The following is a 17,954-nucleotide window of genomic DNA, read 5'->3' on the forward strand; positions in this document are numbered from 1 at the left end:
TATGAAAAATCCATTCAAACAATATCCTATACGTAAAACTTTTTTTATTACTTTTTCTATATTTATCGCACTTCTTCTATTTATTATAGCGTTTGTCAGCTATTCGGTTTCCCTAAATCAGATGAAAGAAAATACCACCTATTATCAGCAAAAGCTGTTAAGAGAGAAAAATGAAAAGATAACATTACAAAAGAAATCAATTGAAGAAGTGACACTGGCAATGTCTAGGAACAGTGATCTTCAAGCATATATCCGTGGTGAACAAAACGAATATGAAGCCTATCGAGATATTTCCTTAATCAATAAGTCATTTTTTAACATAGCTTTTAGTGTTCCCCTGATTGATTCCATACACGTCTTTCTTGAGCAACAGCCTTTAAAAGACAGGACCGGTCCTATTCATTATTTTTCAATGGAGGATTTTGCTTCCTCCAAACAGCTTGCACATTTGAAGGACGCGGATGCTTCCTGGGTGCCTAAGCACAAGATTGAATCTCTTCAAGGGGAGATTGATGTCGTAAGCTATGCGAGAAAGGTGTATGATGGGAACCAAAAAGCACGGTCTGTCATTGTAGTGAATATCAAGGCGGATAAATTTAAAGATATGATCATTGATGAGAAAACAAATGTAAACCGCCTCTTAATTGATTCAAGCAATACCCCTATAACTTATGTCGGGGAGCTTGGTGGTGGCACCCACATAGCGATGGAGAATCTTAAAGACAATTCCGAGGTCAATTTAAATACGGAAGGTTCTGTTAAATATGAGGACAATCTTGTAGTCTGGTCCAAGCTTTTTGGTTCAGAATGGATTTTGATTGAGATGACACCCTGGGAGGATGTCTCAATGGGCAGTATCCAGTTGTCTTTTATCCTAATTAGTATAGGTGTGTTTGCTCTCGGGATAGCAATTCTCATTAATTATCAAATTTCCAGGCAGTTTACAAATCCTCTTCACATTCTTTTAAACCGAATGGAGAACTTCTCTCTAGAAAAAAAGGATGCAAACCTGCCTGACGATTATCACAATGAATTCGGCTCCCTCTTTAAACGGTATCAGAGTTTAATACATAGAATTTATACGCTGTACGATAACTTGGAATCAGAATACAAAAAAAAGCGCAAGGCAGAAGTGGAAACCTTGCAAGCTAATATTAACCCACACTTTTTATATAACACGCTTGATCAGTTGAACTGGATGGCGATTGAAGCAGATCAACCGAAAATAAGCAAAGTATTGGAATTGACAGGGAAAATGTTGCGTATCGGCTTATCAAAAGGTGAAAGTTTTATTCCAATTAAAGATGAAATCTATCACATGGAATCCTATCTTCAAATTCAACAAATCAGATTAGGGAAGAGTCTGAAGTATTCCATTCAGGTAGAGGAAGCATACTTGAGTAGCTATATGCCTAAACTGACCCTTCAGCCATTTGTTGAGAACAGCATCATTCATGGATTTCACAACCGAGACTACGGGCACATAGATATTAGGATGTGTGACATACATGGCTACTTATATGTCATCATTAAGGATGATGGAAAAGGGTTTGACATGGAAGAAAACCAACAGGCAAAGAAGACCACGGGTGGCTATGGAATTAAGAATGTAAAAGATAGATTGGAAGTGTACTTTGGAGACAAATATTCTCTTAATATAAAAAGCAAACCAGATAACGGTACAATTGTCGTAATTAAAATACCTATCATACGTAATCCTGAAATGATTGGAGTGCTGAAAGATGTGGAAAGCAGTAATAATTGACGATGACAGACAAATCTTGCGCATTATGAAGAAAGCGGTCCCATGGGAACAGCTCTCCATATCCTGTTTAGGAGAAGCGGCGGACGGGGAAGAAGGACTGAGACTGATTGAGGAGTACCAGCCCGACATTGTCATCACCGATATCTACATGCCCATTATGAACGGGATAGAAATGTTGCAAAAATGCCGGGATATTGGTTTCAAAGGCAAAGTGATCATCCTGAGTGGGTTTTCAGATTTTGAATATGCACGAACAGCTCTGAGACTTAACGTCCATGACTATCTTTCCAAACCAGTAAGCATGGATACCATCAAAACCGTCTTGAATGGCGTTATTAAAGAACTGGAAGAAGAAAAAAGCACTGAGGCACTGAAACAGAATCTAACCAAACAGCTGGAGCAGTATCAGTTCCTTTTGAGGGAAATCAATGACTCCCCGGAAGCATTAAGAACTGCAAATGAAATAGAACCATCTCATAGGATTAGAGAATTCAGTAATAGGGAGGAATCGTTAGAAAACCCTATTGCTTATGAATTTGTTAGGCCGGTTTCCTTCTATCAAGAAATTTCGGAAGCAATTAAACATAATCAATATGAATCTGCCCTCGAAGTATTAAAGGAGTTCGTGAGAGCATGTCGGGAGAAAAAACCTTATTCCCTCTACCATTGGAAGCAAATAGGAAAAGAAACGTGGATCATTACCACGTTCAGTCTCCACGATAACGGAATCAATTACACGGAGCTATTTGAGGAAAAACAAATAGAAAGACAAATAGAGAGTCTGGAGAGTGCAGAGCAATTTGAAAAGTGGCTAAGCCAAATACTCTTAAATGTCCTAGAACACCTAGAATTAAACGACAAGGAAAATAGAAGGCATAAGCAAGCTGTGGATTATATGATTCAATACATCTATGAGAATTATGAGAAAAACATTACCCTGAATGATCTTAGTGAGCAAGTATTCATTTCAAGAAACTATTTAAGCCAAATATTCAAGAAAGCCACAGGGGATTCCTTTAATAATTATTTGACAAAGGTGCGGATGGAAAAAGCGAAGCAAATGATTTTAGAGGGAAATCTACTTATTTATGAGATTGCTGAAAAAGTAGGATTCAAAAACACACCATATTTCAGCTCCCTATTTAAAAAGTACATGGGGGTCAACCCGACAGATCTGCTTAAAAAATAGAAAATTGTTAATTTTTAAAAATAATTGTGCATTCCTCTTATATAAACTCCATTGAAAGCGCTTTATACTTGGTACAAGAATGAAAAACAACTAAGGGGGATGGATTGTCTTGAGGAAAAATACATGTAAAAAGTGGTTAGTATTGCTGATAGCTTCTGTATTAATGTTAAGTCTAGCAGCATGCAGTGCAAGCAGCAACAATGCAAATTCAGATGATAATGGTTCCAGCGGCAAGCTCCGAATTGTATGGTGGGGATCTCAAGAAAGGCATGACGCAACGGTTAAAGTTTTGGAGCTATACAAAGAAAAAAATCCTGATATTACATTTGAGATGGAATATTCAGGATGGGATGGATACTGGGACAAGCTTGCTACTCAATCTGCGGCAAAAAATGCACCAGATATCATCCAAATGGATGCACAATTCTTCCAGGAGTATGCCTCTAGAAATCAACTGGCAGAGCTAGATAAAGTCAATACAACGGATATTGATCAATCACTGGTGGATTCGGGCAAGTACAATGACAAGCTATACTCGATTGCTTTAGGAAACAATGCATATGGATTGGTATACAACAAATCCGTGTTTGAGAAATTGGGCGTTCCTCTTCCAGAAGCGGGATGGACATGGGATGATCTATTTAATATGGCGAAAGAGATACAGCCAAAGCTTGAAGAAGGAAAATATGTGCTTAGAGACTTTACGTACGATGCATCCATTTACGAAATGTATCAGCTAAGTAAAGGAAAAGGTCATCTTTCCAAAGAAGATGGTTCCTTTAATATTGATAAAGAAACATGGTTGGAATGGGTCAACATCTTCAGTGAGCTTCGCGAGCTTGGGGTAGTGACACCACCGGATGTAACCGTATCAGAACAGGAATATGATCCAAAGCAGGATTTACTTTTAAACAATACGGTCCTTATCAAACAATCTTTTGCAGCCCAGTTTCCGAGCTATGACAGTGTTCAGCCAGATACTTACGAGCTTGTAAAAGCACCTAGGAGCGAAGAAGCTGGCGGTTACTTAAAGCCTTCTATGTTCTGGGCAGTGAGTGAACATTCTAAGAACAAAGAAGAAGCGCAAAAGTTTATTGATTTCTTCATTAATGACCCAGAAGCAGCAGAAATTCTTGGAGTTACTCGTGGAATACCTGTATCCAATACCATCTTGGATTCCATGAAAGAAAACTTTGGACAATCCGAACTTTCCCAGCTAACTTTAATTGAAGAAACAGCGCCTGACGGACAAATCTTCAATGGAGGTCCAAAAGGATGGGGAGACTTCCAAAACAATGGTTACAGACAAGTCGGAGAGGAACTGTCCTTTGGCCAAATAGAACCGGAGGCTGCGTACGAACAACTGAAAAAAGTATTTGAAGATATGGTTAATTAGAGTGAAGAGAGGTGAATAACCTCTCTTTTTATGAAGCGGGGGGTAACAATGGCAGGTTACAGACATGTTTTACTTGGAATGCTGGTAATTCTTATATTGGCTGGATGCCAAGAGGAGATCAAAGATGATGCATTGAGCATCATGATATTCTCCAATATTCCCCCGGTTTATCAGGATGACGTGGAAAAAGAGTTGCAAAAAAGAACGGAAGATTATCCCATAAACGTAGAACTCCACCCGCTTTCCAAAGAGAAATTTGCTATTCTACTCTCTCAACAAGCTGGAGATCTATATGTGACTGAAAGAGAGTATGTAGAGGCTCTCGCAGGAAAAAGCGGCCTTGAGCCTTTAGAGATTAGCGTCGAGAATTCGGATGTAGAAATGTTGATGGATGAACAAAAGTTTTTCGGCGCCACCCTCCCCCCTGGGCTTATCCCCTATAACCAAACACAACAAACCTTAGTTGCCTTTATCCCAAGTTTCAGTGACAAAAAAGAGACGAGTATGGAAGTATTAAGAAATCTTTTGGACAAGGAGGAATAAATGATGCAAACAGTCACAGACAATGGACTTTACCGTATCATGGATTGGTTGGTAAAACTGGTCTATCTGAATCTGTTATGGATTTTCTTCACCAGTATAGGAGCCGTGATCTTCGGTTGGATTCCTGCTACCAAGGTGATGCACCTTATCATGAAAAGGTGGCTAGTGGAGCAGGAGACATTTAAAGTCTTCCCATATTTCTGGATAGAGTTTAAGAAAGAGTGGAAGAGCAATATTACCGCATCATTGTTTTTCCTAGTATTAGGGATAGTTTTATGGATGGACGTGAAATTCTTCTTTGCTAGTTATTCTGCTATACATACACTTGGGAAGTTCCTCACCATACAATTAATTGCAGGGGCCCTCATTCTCATCGTGAACTATGTGACAACGTCCTATCCTGAGGATTGGAGCCTCTTTCAGAAATTAAGGAATAGTTTGATACAAGGATTGAAAACACCATTTAAAACGTTAGTAGCAATTCTGACTTCCCTTTTAATGATAGTGCTTCTGCTGATCCTTCATCCTGGACTAGTCGTATTGCTTGGGGCAAGTTTGTTAGCAATAAACCATGTAACCTTATCTCGTGTGCTGAAAAAGAATGATGGATTATACCGTGAGAGGACCATGTCTTAAATTAGATTTTTGTCCCTTAAGCAACCCTGTAATTTACGTTTAGAAAACAATTATTGTGTTATTTTTCAAAAAAATCAAACAAAAGCCTTGTCCCTCTTGACATTGTTGGCATAAACAACCAACCAAGCTAATAAACTGATACAAACCAAACATACAAAGAGAGTGTTTGAGGTGAGGGATCGTAGATTGTCTCGAAGAATTACACCAGCCATCCTACTTTTGTTTCATATACAACTATAAATATATGCACTTCGTTACATCGGTATAAGCGAGTCTCATTTCACACTTCTCAACATCCACAATTTAGGGAGGGCGAGTGGTGTGCACGATTACATCAAAGAGAGAACTATCAAGATTGGAAAGTATATCGTGGAGACAAAGAAAACAGTTCGCGTGATAGCGAAAGAATTTGGCGTTTCCAAAAGTACTGTCCACAAGGACTTGACCGAAAGACTGCCAGAGATCAACCCAGACTTAGCAAACGAAGTCAAAACAATCCTTGATTACCATAAATCCATCAGGCATTTACGGGGCGGCGAAGCAACCAAGATGAAGTACAAGAAAGAGGAAGAAGCCGTAAAATAAACAGGAGATACCAGGGCGGATTGGATGCTCTGGTATTTTTGGTTTTTCGGGGCCGGATCCACGACTGGCGTTTACCCGGCTGCTCCAAGCGCCCCGCATACATGCTGATGAAGACACTTTCAGCAGCAAAAATACGATGAAACTGTCTTCATCCCAATGATGAAGACAATCTCAAGCGGAAAATCCCATCCAAACTGTCTTCATTGCAACGATGAAGACAATCTCACCATAAAATCTCACTCGAAACTGTCTTCATCCCACCCAATCCACCCCAGACCTCCTCACCCGCGCCTCCGCCTCCAAGAACCCCCTCCTCCTTTCGACAAAATACTCAAAAAAATGACACACATCCATTGTTAAATTTCACCTTTATTTAGTAAAATGTGATAGAATATACAATTAGGACTAAAGATAGTGTTCAAAATTAGCAATAGCAACCAAACAAACAAAGAACATTCAGATAAAAGTCGCCAGCAACAGCAAAATAGCCAAAAAAGCATAAACGCAAGGAGGAAAACAGTAAGATGTTTGCAAGAGATATCGGAATTGACCTGGGTACAGCGAACGTACTCATCCACGTAAAAGGAAAAGGGATCGTCCTGAACGAACCGTCCGTAGTAGCACTTGATACCAACACAGGAAAAGTATTGGCAGTAGGGGAAGAGGCCCGCAAGATGGTCGGCCGTACACCTGGAAACATCGTCGCAATGCGTCCGCTAAAAGACGGCGTTATCGCAGACTTTGAAGTAACAGAAGCAATGCTTAAACACTTCATCAAAAAACTGAACGTAAAAGGATTCCTATCCAAACCACGTATCCTCATCTGCTGCCCGACAAACATCACGTCCGTTGAGCAAAAAGCAATCAGAGAAGCGGCAGAAAAGAGCGGCGGCAAAAAAGTTTACCTAGAAGAAGAGCCAAAAGTAGCAGCAATCGGTGCTGGCATGGATATCTTCCAACCGAGCGGGAACATGGTAGTCGATATCGGCGGCGGAACAACAGACGTTGCAGTCCTTTCCATGGGTGACATCGTAACCGCTTCCTCCATTAAAATGGCCGGAGACAAATTCGATGCTGAAATTCTTCAATACATCAAAAAGAAGTACAAGCTTCTAATCGGTGAGCGCACAGCCGAAAACATCAAGATCGAAATCGCAACCGTATTCCCTGGTGGCCGCAGCGAATCCATCGACATCCGCGGACGCGACATGGTAAGCGGACTGCCACAAACCATCACCGTAAAATCTGAAGAGATCGAAGAAGCACTACGCGAATCCGTTCAAGTGATCGTGCAAGCAGCAAAAAGCGTCCTAGAACGCACACCACCTGAACTATCCGCCGACATCATCGACCGCGGCGTCATCCTTACAGGCGGAGGAGCACTCCTTCACGGAATGGACCAACTACTGGCAGAAGAACTAAAAGTCCCAGTCCTAGTAGCAGAACAACCAATGGACTGCGTAGCAATCGGCACAGGCATCATGCTCGACCACATCGACAGCCTACCAAGAAAAAGTTTCGCCTAACCAAACCAAAGGAGCACCCGCCAAGGCTGCTCCTTTTCTTTATTAAAAAACCAAAATAAAGAGCAACATCTAAAGGGGGTCTGTCCCCCTTAAAAAATACCAAAAGATAATTAAATCCCCCTCGCGGGGGTCTGACTCCCTCCTTAGCCCCAAAAACCTAGTCCTATAACCTCAAATGCACCTCCATACCCCTAAAAAGTTATAAATGCTCTACGAAGGGTATAAATATTACACAACCACACCCAAAAACGGAGGTGTCCCAAATTGATCCAAAACCTTATCATAAAGTGGCACACAATCAGAGCAAACTACCACGAGATCCTCATTCAAGACTGTTTAGACGAAACGGTCAAACAATCACTAATCAAAAAACTAAATTACCATAACCAACAACTCCATAAATACCACCAAATAAGCGCCTAATCGCAGGCGCTTATTAACATTCTCCAAAACATTCACAAAATTACATATATCGACAATTTGAAATTTATACTATAATAGAAAGTAGACAATTATGTACGTTAACAAAACTAAGAGGTGAACCTTATCATGTTACGTGGATTCCACACAGCAACAGCAGGTATGATCTCCCAGCAGCGGAGAATGGAAATGCTATCAAATAACCTTTCCAACGCCAATACACCAGGCTACAAAGCGGACCAATCGTCCCTAAGAGCCTTTCCAGAACTACTCCTAAAAAAAATGGAGCGAGCCAATATCCCAACAACCAAACCCATTTCCTTCTCCCAGAACCAGCCAATCGGAGGACTACATACAGGCGTCTATCTACAAGAAACAGCACCAAAACACATCCAAGGCGACATGCGTCCAACAGGCAACCAAACAGACCTTGCTATCTTAAATCAAACTCTCCCTGAAGGAGCATCTATCTTCTTCACGGTAGAAAACCAAGACGGCACACCAAGATACACGAGAAACGGAAACTTCGCCATTGACCAACAAGGCTTTCTGACCTCTAACAATGGTTTGTACGTCTTAGATGAAAACAACAATAGAATTCAACTACAATCCGACAATTTCGAGCTACAACAAGATGGCACCATTCTAGAAAATGGAACTTTCAACACACGAATTGGCATAGCCCTTGCACCAGATGCTAATGCTCTCACACGAGATAATATCGGCATGTACCGCCTAAATAATGGCGAAGCACTGCCAACTGCCATCAATACACCTGGAACAGCCTTCCAGGTCCTACAAGGCCATATAGAACGCTCTAATGTTGACGCAGGTCAAACAATGGCAGATATGACAGCAGCTTACAGAGCTTTCGAAGCCAACCAAAAAGTCATTCAAGCATATGACATGAGCATGCAAAAAGCAGCCAATGAGATTGGACGCATCAACTAAAACTAGTACTAAAGAAAGGGGGCACCAACTAAAATGAGCAGAATCATGCTAAACGCAACCAACACAATGAATCAACTGCAAAAGCAACTTGACACCATCGGCCATAATATCGCCAATGTAGATACCGTCGGCTATAAAAATCGCCAATCGTCATTCCAAGAACTCTTAGTCCAGCAAAGCAATAACCAAACCCTCAATCAGTACGAAAACATAAGAAATACACCTTTAGGAATCCGCATGTCATCTGGTGCAGGTCTTGCCCAGACAAAGCTCAACCTAACACAAGGTACTTTAAAAAACACCGATCGTATGCTAGACTTTGCACTAGCGAAAGAAGAACAGTTCTTCACAGTTCAAGTGACCGAAAACGGGGAGACAAGTACACAATTCACGCGAAATGGTGTATTCTATTTATCACCGATTAACAACACAGAAGTGATGCTTGTAACAGGAGAAGGGCATCCGGTACTTGATAGCAACGAGCAACCAATTGTCCTACCCGAAAATGTAAAAGGAATTAAGCTACAACCTGAAGGAATCATCCTAGCAGAACTAACGAACGGACAAGCAGTAGCCAGAGAACTTGGAATGGCTCAAGTCATCCGCCCGCAAATGTTGCAAGCAAGACCAGGCTCTTTGTTTGCTCTACCGCCAGTTGATGTTGCCAACCCACAAGACGTGGTGCAGTATATCCAAGGAGCAGCACGGAACGACATAAATATTAAACAAGGAATGCTCGAGCAGTCCAATGTAGACCTGGCATCAGAAATGACCGAAATGACGCTTATGCAGCGTTCGTATCAATTTAATGCTCGATCCATTTCGTTTGCCGATCAAATGATGGGGCTTGTGAACGGATTGAAATCGTAATGAATATAGTCATAGAGGAGGTTGCGCAATGGAACAAAAAGAACCAAAAAAGAGCTTAACAAGGGAAGAATTGCGCAAAGCTCAGAAAAATAAAGTAAAGCAAAACGAAGAAATAGCAGCATCAGAAGAACAGGAGCGTCCAGAAAAATTAAAATGGCGCATTCGCCTTATACCAATTTGGTTGCGTATCCTAATACTCTTAGCGGCGATGGCTATAGCTGTCGTGGCAGGGGCAATGGTTGGCTACGGAGTCCTTGGAGGAGGAAATCCAATGGAAGTCCTCGAAAAAGAAACATGGCAACATATAATAGATCTTGTTAACAAAGACTAAGGAAGCCTTACAAAGGACTTCCTATTTTTTATGCCTTCCTTTATAATTGTAAGTAACTATTAGTAGGAGGTCACAAATTCATGCTTGATATTAACGAAATTAAAGCAATCATTCCACATAGATATCCATTCCTTCTCATCGACAGAATTGTCGAATTGGAAGAAGGCCAGCGCGCAATCGGCATCAAGAATGTTACAGCCAACGAAGAATTCTTTAACGGTCACTTCCCGGAATTCCCAGTCATGCCAGGAGTGCTTATTGTAGAAGCATTAGCACAAGTTGGAGCGGTAGCTATGCTAAAAAAAGAAGAAAACAAAGGGCGCCTTGCGTTCTTTACCGGAATTGATAACTGCCGATTCAAGAAGCAAGTAGTGCCTGGGGACCAGCTTCGTCTGGAAGTGGAAATGACAAGAGTACGCGGCAGCATTGGTAAAGGCAAGGGCGTTGCAACAGTTGATGGACAACTTGTCTGTGAGCTGGAAATGATGTTTGCGCTAGGACCAAAGCAGTAATTTGAAGAAATTTGCAATAATCATGCAAGCTTTCTCAAAAAATGGGGAATATAAAAAGGGACCAAGCAACGTGAGCTAACAAGGTCTTGAAATTCCATTTACGAAAGGAGAAGGTTTATATGAACAGCAAATGGTTATTAAAATTAACTGGTACTGCTTTAGCAGCGATGCTAATTACAGGATGTGCAGCAAACAATCAGGATGTTCCTCCGCCAGAAGAAGAGCCACCAATGGAAGAACCTGCAGATCCTGAAATGGAAGATGAGAACAACATGGAAGAAGATATGGAGCAAGACGAAGAGAACATGGAAGAAGATATGGAAATGGAAGAGGAAGAAGACCAGCAGTAATCTCTTTCATAAAACGGGGGACAGTGCTGCATGCTGTCCCTTTTCAGTATTCAATTAGCCTCTCTACTTCTTATAGTCCCACAATATCCTCCACTCCCCGTCTTCCTGAACAACATACACAAATTGCACAAAGATAAAGTGCCCATACTTTCCGTGATACTCTTGTTTCACTTCAAGTTTATAAACAGTTTCAAACGCTTCTCCGTCCTTCTCCATCTTCCATTTCTGTATCTTCTTTGTATCCCCTATATCAAAAGAAAATGTGTCGGCTCCAAAGTGTCCATTAAATACATGGGCACGATCCTGCACGTAACTCCCTCTATCAAATCGTGCTCTCATCTTTGTATGTAGCAACTCCCAGGAATGGCTGTACTGTGAGGCACTTTCATATTCATAAAACTCATAAACCACTCTTTTAACCTTTCTCTCAGCACTCATTAAAAAAGTAGAAAGAATATAAACTAATAAAATACTCATACCTGCAGCAATAAGTAAAACGACAACTGGATTTCTCCTTCTCCGCATAAAAATCTCCCCTAAGTTCGTCCATTTAGATACAACTATTTATATGCGGAACTCCTCAATATATTATAGGTTCGACAAACTTCATCAATCATTCGACAAAAAGCGAGTTAATTGTAAAAAATTACTCGAAACCAAATAACGCTTTCAAGGAATTTCCTCTTTTATTACATAGAAATTACAATTATTATGTAGATATGTAAGGTAATCTAACTTATAATAGTTTCTGTGTAGAATTATTTGAAAATATATGTAGAAAAGTAAATTAACCATAAAATTATCGGAGGCTCTCATGGAAGAAACTATTAGTCTAAAAGAACTATTTCAAACCATAAAAAAACGACTATGGCTCATCGTACTCTTAACCGTCTTAGCAACAACAGCCAGTGGAGTAGTGAGCTATTTCTTATTAACGCCAATCTATCAATCTTCTACGCAACTTCTAGTAAATCAATCTAATCAACAGGGTATGGTAGATGCAAACCAGATTCGAACCAATGTAGAAATAATTGAAACATACAAATTCATTATAAAGAGCGACGTAATACTAAAAGAAGTAAGTCAAGAATTAGATGGAAAAGAAACAGTCACTTCACTGGGTTCTAAAATTTCTGTCGGTCCTGAAGGAAACTCTCAAGTATTAAAGATTACAGTAGAACACGAAGATCCTGTAATGGCAGCCAACATTTCCAATACAACAGCAGAAGTATTCAAAAATGTAGCAACAGGCCTGATGGATATGAACATCAATAGTGTACAGGTTATTACACCTGCTGAAATAAATTCCTCCCCAATTAAACCACAACCTGTGCTTAACATGGCAATTGCCTTCGTGGTAGGCCTAATGGCAGGCGTTGGACTAGCATTTCTATTAGAGTTCTTAGACAACACAGTAAGAAACGAACAAGACGTGGAAAAGCTACTTGGCTTACCTGTACTCGGATCGATCACAATTATTGAAGATAAAGATGTTCAAGAAGCAATAAGACAACAGCGACAAGCGAAAACGAGAACAAGGGGTGAGACAGTTGGCTCTTAAAAAGAACAAACTGATGACAAAGGCAAAAGCAACGACAAGTCGCCACCTGATTTCCGATAAACTACCGAAGTCTCCTATTTCAGAGCAATACAGAACCATCCGAACTAATATTCAATTTTCATCTGTAGATGAGCAGTTGCGTTCGATTATGGTGACATCTTCAGGACCGTCTGAAGGAAAATCCACCACGGCTAGTAACCTAGCAGTGGTAAATGCACAGCAAGGGAAAAAGGTGTTGTTTGTGGATGCAGATTTAAGAAAGCCAACTGCACATTACACATTCCAGCAAGACAACTTCAGGGGCTTGACGACTGTACTCACTAGGCAAACTACTCTAAGTGAGACCATCCAGCCAACGCGCATTCAAAACCTAGATATCATGACAAGTGGACCAATCCCTCCGAACCCGGCAGAGTTATTGAGTTCCAGAGCGATGGAAGACCTTCTTGCTGCTGCATACCATAGTTACGATATGGTGATTTTTGATACCCCTCCTGTCCTTGCTGTTACAGACGCACAGATCCTGGCAAATCAATGTGACGGGACAGTTTTGGTTATCGCAAGCGGCTCTACAGACAAGGATAGTGCCATGAAAGCGAAAGAATTACTGAATTCCGCAAAAGCTAAGCTGCTTGGTGTTGTATTAAACATGAAAAAACAAAAAGATAGTTCGTATTACTACTACTACGGTGGAAAATAAGAGGATGTTTCATCCTCCTCTTTTTCGGCCTGAAAACATGACTATAATACTATAATATTTACATAAAATTCAAAAGAAAAGGAGGGTACCACCGTGACCTATAAAAAACGACTTTCGTTACTGATTTTTGTCGACTCGCTAATTGTTTTGACAAGCATCTATTTTAGCTTTTGGCTCATCATGCCCAATGAGAGTCCGCTTAACTCTGAAACTTTATTCTACAGTTCGTTAACGTTAATTATTTGGCACCATTTATTTGCCTATTCCTACAAGCTCTACAATAAAGCATGGGAATATGCCAGTATCGGTGAATTGATGGGGATCTCCAAGGCAGTAACCTACTCCGTCACTGTGGCAGGTTTTGTCCAGCTTATAGTTGACGGTGACATATACTTACGCGTTTTAATTATCACTTGGATGTTACATATGATTTTTATAGGTGGTTCCCGCTTTTCTTGGCGAGTTTACCGCGATTTCTATTACAAGAAAGCTATGAACAAAAAACGCACCCTCATTGTGGGAGCTGGTGCAGCAGGAACAATGGTAGCGCGACAACTGCTTCAAAATAGGGAAGCAGACTTAATCCCTGTAGCTTTCGTGGATGACGACCCGAAAAAACAAAAGCTTCAAATTCTAGGTGTACCCGTAAACGGTGGAGTTCGTGACATTGAAACTATTGTAGAAAAGATGGAAATTGACAACATCATTATTTCAATCCCCTCACTTGGTAAAAAAGAAATCAACACCATCTACCAAGAATGCGTTAAGACAGATGCAAAAACGAAGATTATCCCCATGCTTGAAGATCTCATGTCAGGAAAAGTTTCCGTTAACGAGTTCCGTGATGTAGAGGTAGAAGACTTACTAGGTAGGGATCCTGTAAAACTAGATATGGCCAGTATCTCGGAATCTATCACAGGAAAAACAGTTCTCGTAACAGGAGCGGGCGGTTCCATCGGCTCGGAAATCTGTCGTCAGATATCAAACTTTACTCCTGAAAACCTGATATTGCTCGGTCACGGAGAGAATAGCATTTACTCCATCGAGTTGGAGCTTCGTGCCAAATACGATACTACCATCAACATCCATACTGAAATTGCAGACATACAAGATAGAAGCAAAATCTTCACCATCATGGAAAAGTACAAGCCAGACGTAGTCTACCATGCAGCTGCACATAAGCATGTACCTTTGATGGAGCGTAACCCGGAAGAAGCGGTGAAGAACAATATCTTTGGATCCAAAAATGTCGCAGAAGCGGCGGATACATTCGGAGTTGATACGTTTGTACTCGTTTCCTCTGACAAAGCAGTAAACCCGACCAACATCATGGGTTCCACTAAGCGTTTTGCAGAAATGGTCGTTCAGCAATTGGCACAGGAAAGCGAGACGAAGTTTGTTGCTGTTCGTTTTGGGAATGTGCTTGGGAGTAGGGGGAGTGTTATTCCTCTATTTAAAAAGCAAATTCAAGCTGGCGGTCCAGTAACGGTAACACATCCAGATATGACTCGTTATTTCATGACCATTCCGGAAGCTTCAAGACTAGTAATTCAGGCAGGTACGCTAGCACGCGGTGGAGAGGTTTTCGTCTTAGACATGGGGGAACCGGTTAAAATTGTCGATCTAGCGAAAAACCTAATCACCCTTTCCGGTTACTCCATTGATGAGATTGGTATCCGCTATTCTGGTATCAGACCTGGTGAAAAAATGTACGAAGAACTTTTAAACGAAAATGAAATCCATAAAGCGGATATCTTCCCGAAAATTCATATTGGGAAAGCGCCTTTAAAGGATGAAATGATTTTAAGTTACTTTTTAAATAATTTCGAACAGATGAGCGAAGCAGAATTGAGAAGCTATCTTCTATCGGTCGCGAATAACAAAGAAGATGAGCTAAAGCATGTATATGCACAAAAAGTTTCTGTTTAAAAGGAGGAATACAACATGCAAAAAGTTAGAAAAGCCATCATTCCAGCAGCAGGCTTAGGAACACGGTTCCTTCCTGCAACAAAAGCTCAACCAAAGGAAATGTTACCTATCGTGGATAAACCAACTATCCAATTTATTATTGAAGAGGCAGTTGCTTCTGGAATTGAAGACATCATTATTGTCAGTGGCCGTGGGAAACGTGCGATTGAGGATCATTTTGATAAGTCTTATGAGTTAGAAGAGACGTTGGCGAAGAAAGGAAAGTTTGATCAGTTAGAAGAGATTCAAGAAATCTCCAAACTAGCAAACATCCATTACATCCGTCAAAAAGAACCTCTTGGTCTTGGACATGCAATCGGATGTGCGAAGCGCTTTATTGGCGATGAGCCGTTTGCTGTACTACTGGGGGATGATATTGTTTACTCTCCTGAGAAGCCGTGCTTGAAACAACTCATCGAAGTATATGATCGATTTAACTCTTCCGTTCTGGGTGTCCAGCAAGTACCGATGGAGGACGTATCCAAGTATGGTGTCATCTCCAAGAAAAACGGAGAAATCGATGAGCATTGCTTCCATATTGATAGCTTAGTAGAAAAACCAAAAATGGAAGAAGCGCCATCTAACCATGCCATTATGGGAAGGTATATCCTTCGTCCTGAGATTTTCGACATCCTAGAAACACAAGCGCCTGGTGCAGGTGGGGAAATACAATTGACGGACGCTATTAAAGAATTAAATGAAAAACAGATGGTTGTTGCTTATGAGTTCAGTGGAGTACGACATGATGTTGGGGATAAGTTTGGATTTATTAAGGCGCAGTTGGATTTTGCATTAGAACGAGACGACTTGCGGGAGCAGATTGTAGATTATATGGAACAGTTGGTAGAAAAATCGAAGACTACCATTTAAATAAATGAAGCAATAAAAGGTGATGTCTCCTTACCTTTATCAAAGGGGGCACTCGGTTGCACTGTGGGTGGGGAGCGATCTCCACCTTAAATACGGAGGAGTTATCAGAGGTGTGGTGTGAGGTGGGGTTAAATGCCCCTTTATTTTTTTGTGTATAAATACATCGGAAGGCTGGTGTAGATATATGTTAAGGAGCTTTGTAAAAAAAATGAGGGTCTAACTTTAGTTGAGATATTAGCTGTTGTGGTGGTTTTAGGGATATTGGCTGTTGTTGCGGTACCTTCAGTACTTGGTCATATTAAGAAGACTGAGGTTAAGGTTTGTGACATTAATGCTTCTGAGTTAGGAAAGAAATATCATCATGAATTAGTGTTGGAAGATAAGGATCATAGTCATGTTGTATTCAGTCCGTTTTTACTTGATCATGAGGATTACGTTTGTCCAGTTGATGGAACGTATCATTATGTTGAGGGAGAAGTGGAATGCACTGTGCATGATGAGGAAAGAGAAGATGGTGGAGACGTTCCGTTTTTGTAGAAGAGTTGGAGAGAGTATAGAAAAGGCTTCATTGAGAATTGGGAGATGTGCTCTTTTGATAGGATGGTAATGAGGAAGTCAGAATGGTTAAGAGATAACCACAACATATTGTGTTGAAATCAGCGAAAAATCATAAAATTGTACAATATATAGGATTTATCTATATAACATAGTACCATTTTGTTAGTATATAAAGATAAAATGGCTAAAATCGAGTGTTTTGAGTTTGGAAAACGTTGATTTGACGGGCTTTTTGGTAACCATAGAATATGGAAAAATATTGAATGGAATTAAGGAACTGACTATCGTAATCAGATAAGATGCTGGAAACCTTGCGGAATAAGGGTTTGAGGCGTTTTTAGTGAGAATTATAGATTGATTGAATGGTATATATAATAGGAAGAAACTCGGTTTGAAGTGCTAAAATCGTAAATATCTATTTCGTATTTGCTTGGTAGATTGAATAGATAATACGAGGTGGCTATTAGTAGTAGATAATGATTTTAGTGGTTTAGTAGTTGGTTAGACGTAGATCTTCTAATTAAGTCCTAATCTACTAAAGAACAAATTAAAGGAGTGCAGCTAGATGTATATGAAGGTTAAAAGATTGATAGATATCATCCTTTCTTTAATTGGACTTATAGTTTTATCACCGATTTATTTAATTTTAATTATTTCTATTAAGATTGACTCAAGAGGTCCAGTTCTGTTTAAGCAAAAGCGTGTAGGAATTAATAAGACAAATTTCAACATACTGAAATTCCGTACCATGAGAATAGATACGCCGAAGGACACTCCAACTCACTTATTAGATAACCCAGAACAGTATATCACAAAGATGGGTAAATTACTGAGAAAAACATCGCTTGATGAGCTTCCACAGATTTGGAACATTTTTGTAGGACAGATGAGTATAATTGGGCCTAGACCAGCACTATGGAATCAGTATGATCTGATCGCGGAAAGAGATAAGTATGGTGCTAATGATGTACCGCCTGGATTGACAGGTTGGGCACAGATTAATGGGAGGGATGAGCTTCCTATCGAAATTAAGGCTAAGTTAGATGGAGAGTATGTTGAGAAGATAAGTCTTTGGATGGATGTTAAGTGCTTCTTTGGAACCATTGTTAGTGTTGTTAAGCGTGACGGGGTTGTTGAAGGTGGAACTGGATCTAAAAAGGAAGTTGCAAGTACTAAGATGACAGGCTCTTCGGGAAAGTAAAAAGGTAGAGGTGGAGAAACCA

The 17,954-nt window shown here is 40.4% G+C and carries 19 protein-coding genes; 18 read left to right on the top strand and 1 reads right to left on the bottom strand.

From position 1 onward, the window contains the following. Position 1: 1 nt before the first annotated feature. From LC091_RS10300 to LC091_RS10355, 12 genes are all read left to right on the top strand, one after another. Positions 2–1,765, top strand: a complete 1,764-nt coding sequence (locus tag LC091_RS10300; RefSeq protein WP_226681916.1) for a cache domain-containing sensor histidine kinase — start codon at positions 2–4, stop codon at positions 1,763–1,765. Next, entirely contained in the window at positions 1,743–2,954 is a 1,212-nt protein-coding gene (locus LC091_RS10305; RefSeq protein WP_226681917.1) for a response regulator, read from the top strand. The genes LC091_RS10300 and LC091_RS10305 overlap by 23 nt, the downstream gene beginning before the upstream one ends. A 109-nt stretch (positions 2,955–3,063) precedes the next feature. Then, positions 3,064–4,350 carry an ABC transporter substrate-binding protein gene (locus LC091_RS10310; protein WP_226681918.1) on the top strand — a complete coding sequence of 429 codons (1,287 nt, stop codon included), beginning with the start codon at positions 3,064–3,066 and terminating at the stop codon, positions 4,348–4,350. 48 nt (positions 4,351–4,398) lie between these two features. Beyond that, on the top strand, positions 4,399–4,893 hold the full coding sequence (locus LC091_RS10315) for a hypothetical protein (protein WP_226681919.1): 495 nt from the start codon (positions 4,399–4,401) through the stop codon (positions 4,891–4,893). Beyond that, the gene (locus tag LC091_RS10320) at positions 4,894–5,529 is read left to right on the top strand and encodes a YesL family protein (RefSeq protein WP_226681920.1); all 636 of its coding nucleotides are present in this window, start codon (positions 4,894–4,896) and stop codon (positions 5,527–5,529) included. 321 nt (positions 5,530–5,850) lie between these two features. Continuing rightward, a complete protein-coding gene (spoIIID, locus tag LC091_RS10325) occupies positions 5,851–6,114 on the top strand; it encodes a sporulation transcriptional regulator SpoIIID (protein WP_010200304.1) in 264 nt (87 codons plus the stop codon). Positions 6,115–6,638: 524 nt separating this feature from the next. Continuing rightward, positions 6,639–7,640 carry a rod shape-determining protein gene (gene mreB / locus LC091_RS10330; RefSeq protein ID WP_226681921.1) on the top strand — a complete coding sequence of 334 codons (1,002 nt, stop codon included), beginning with the start codon at positions 6,639–6,641 and terminating at the stop codon, positions 7,638–7,640. A gap of 549 nt (positions 7,641–8,189) precedes the next feature. After that, positions 8,190–9,011 (top strand): flagellar hook-basal body protein, encoded by an 822-nt coding sequence (locus tag LC091_RS10335; protein ID WP_226681922.1) that lies wholly within the window; start codon positions 8,190–8,192, stop codon positions 9,009–9,011. A 33-nt stretch (positions 9,012–9,044) separates the two neighbouring features. After that, positions 9,045–9,881, top strand: coding sequence for a flagellar hook-basal body protein (locus LC091_RS10340; protein WP_226681923.1), 837 nt, complete (start codon positions 9,045–9,047; stop codon positions 9,879–9,881). Between the two features lie 28 nt (positions 9,882–9,909). Continuing rightward, complete coding sequence (locus LC091_RS10345; protein WP_226681924.1) at positions 9,910–10,212, top strand: DNA-directed RNA polymerase subunit beta; 303 nt, start codon at positions 9,910–9,912, stop codon at positions 10,210–10,212. A gap of 80 nt (positions 10,213–10,292) precedes the next feature. Further along, complete coding sequence (gene fabZ / locus LC091_RS10350; RefSeq protein ID WP_148979923.1) at positions 10,293–10,724, top strand: 3-hydroxyacyl-ACP dehydratase FabZ; 432 nt, start codon at positions 10,293–10,295, stop codon at positions 10,722–10,724. A gap of 119 nt (positions 10,725–10,843) precedes the next feature. Further along, positions 10,844–11,074: a hypothetical protein gene (locus LC091_RS10355; RefSeq protein ID WP_148965337.1), complete on the top strand. Its 231-nt coding sequence runs from the start codon at positions 10,844–10,846 to the stop codon at positions 11,072–11,074. Between the two features lie 63 nt (positions 11,075–11,137). Here LC091_RS10355 and LC091_RS10360 read toward each other — a convergent pair whose 3' ends face one another. After that, on the bottom strand, positions 11,138–11,599 hold the full coding sequence (locus LC091_RS10360) for a hypothetical protein (RefSeq protein WP_226681925.1): 462 nt from the start codon (positions 11,597–11,599) through the stop codon (positions 11,138–11,140). A 289-nt stretch (positions 11,600–11,888) separates the two neighbouring features. Here LC091_RS10360 and LC091_RS10365 point away from each other — a divergent pair, with 289 nt between their 5' ends. From LC091_RS10365 to LC091_RS10390, 6 genes are all read left to right on the top strand, one after another. After that, a complete protein-coding gene (locus LC091_RS10365) occupies positions 11,889–12,635 on the top strand; it encodes a YveK family protein (RefSeq protein ID WP_226681926.1) in 747 nt (248 codons plus the stop codon). Positions 12,636–12,648: 13 nt separating this feature from the next. After that, the gene (locus LC091_RS10370) at positions 12,649–13,335 is read left to right on the top strand and encodes a CpsD/CapB family tyrosine-protein kinase (protein WP_226681927.1); all 687 of its coding nucleotides are present in this window, start codon (positions 12,649–12,651) and stop codon (positions 13,333–13,335) included. A 93-nt stretch (positions 13,336–13,428) separates the two neighbouring features. After that, positions 13,429–15,264, top strand: coding sequence for a polysaccharide biosynthesis protein (locus LC091_RS10375; protein WP_226681928.1), 1,836 nt, complete (start codon positions 13,429–13,431; stop codon positions 15,262–15,264). Positions 15,265–15,279: 15 nt separating this feature from the next. Beyond that, complete coding sequence (galU, locus tag LC091_RS10380) at positions 15,280–16,173, top strand: UTP--glucose-1-phosphate uridylyltransferase GalU (protein WP_226681929.1); 894 nt, start codon at positions 15,280–15,282, stop codon at positions 16,171–16,173. A 180-nt stretch (positions 16,174–16,353) separates the two neighbouring features. After that, positions 16,354–16,710, top strand: a complete 357-nt coding sequence (locus LC091_RS10385) for a type II secretion system protein (RefSeq protein ID WP_226682393.1) — start codon at positions 16,354–16,356, stop codon at positions 16,708–16,710. Between the two features lie 586 nt (positions 16,711–17,296). Continuing rightward, complete coding sequence (locus tag LC091_RS10390; RefSeq protein ID WP_226681930.1) at positions 17,297–17,932, top strand: sugar transferase; 636 nt, start codon at positions 17,297–17,299, stop codon at positions 17,930–17,932. Positions 17,933–17,954: the final 22 nt, after the last annotated feature.

Origin of the sequence: Sutcliffiella horikoshii, from assembly GCF_020524325.1 — a bacterium.
Lineage (GTDB): Bacteria > Bacillota > Bacilli > Bacillales > Bacillaceae_I > Sutcliffiella_A > Sutcliffiella_A horikoshii_D.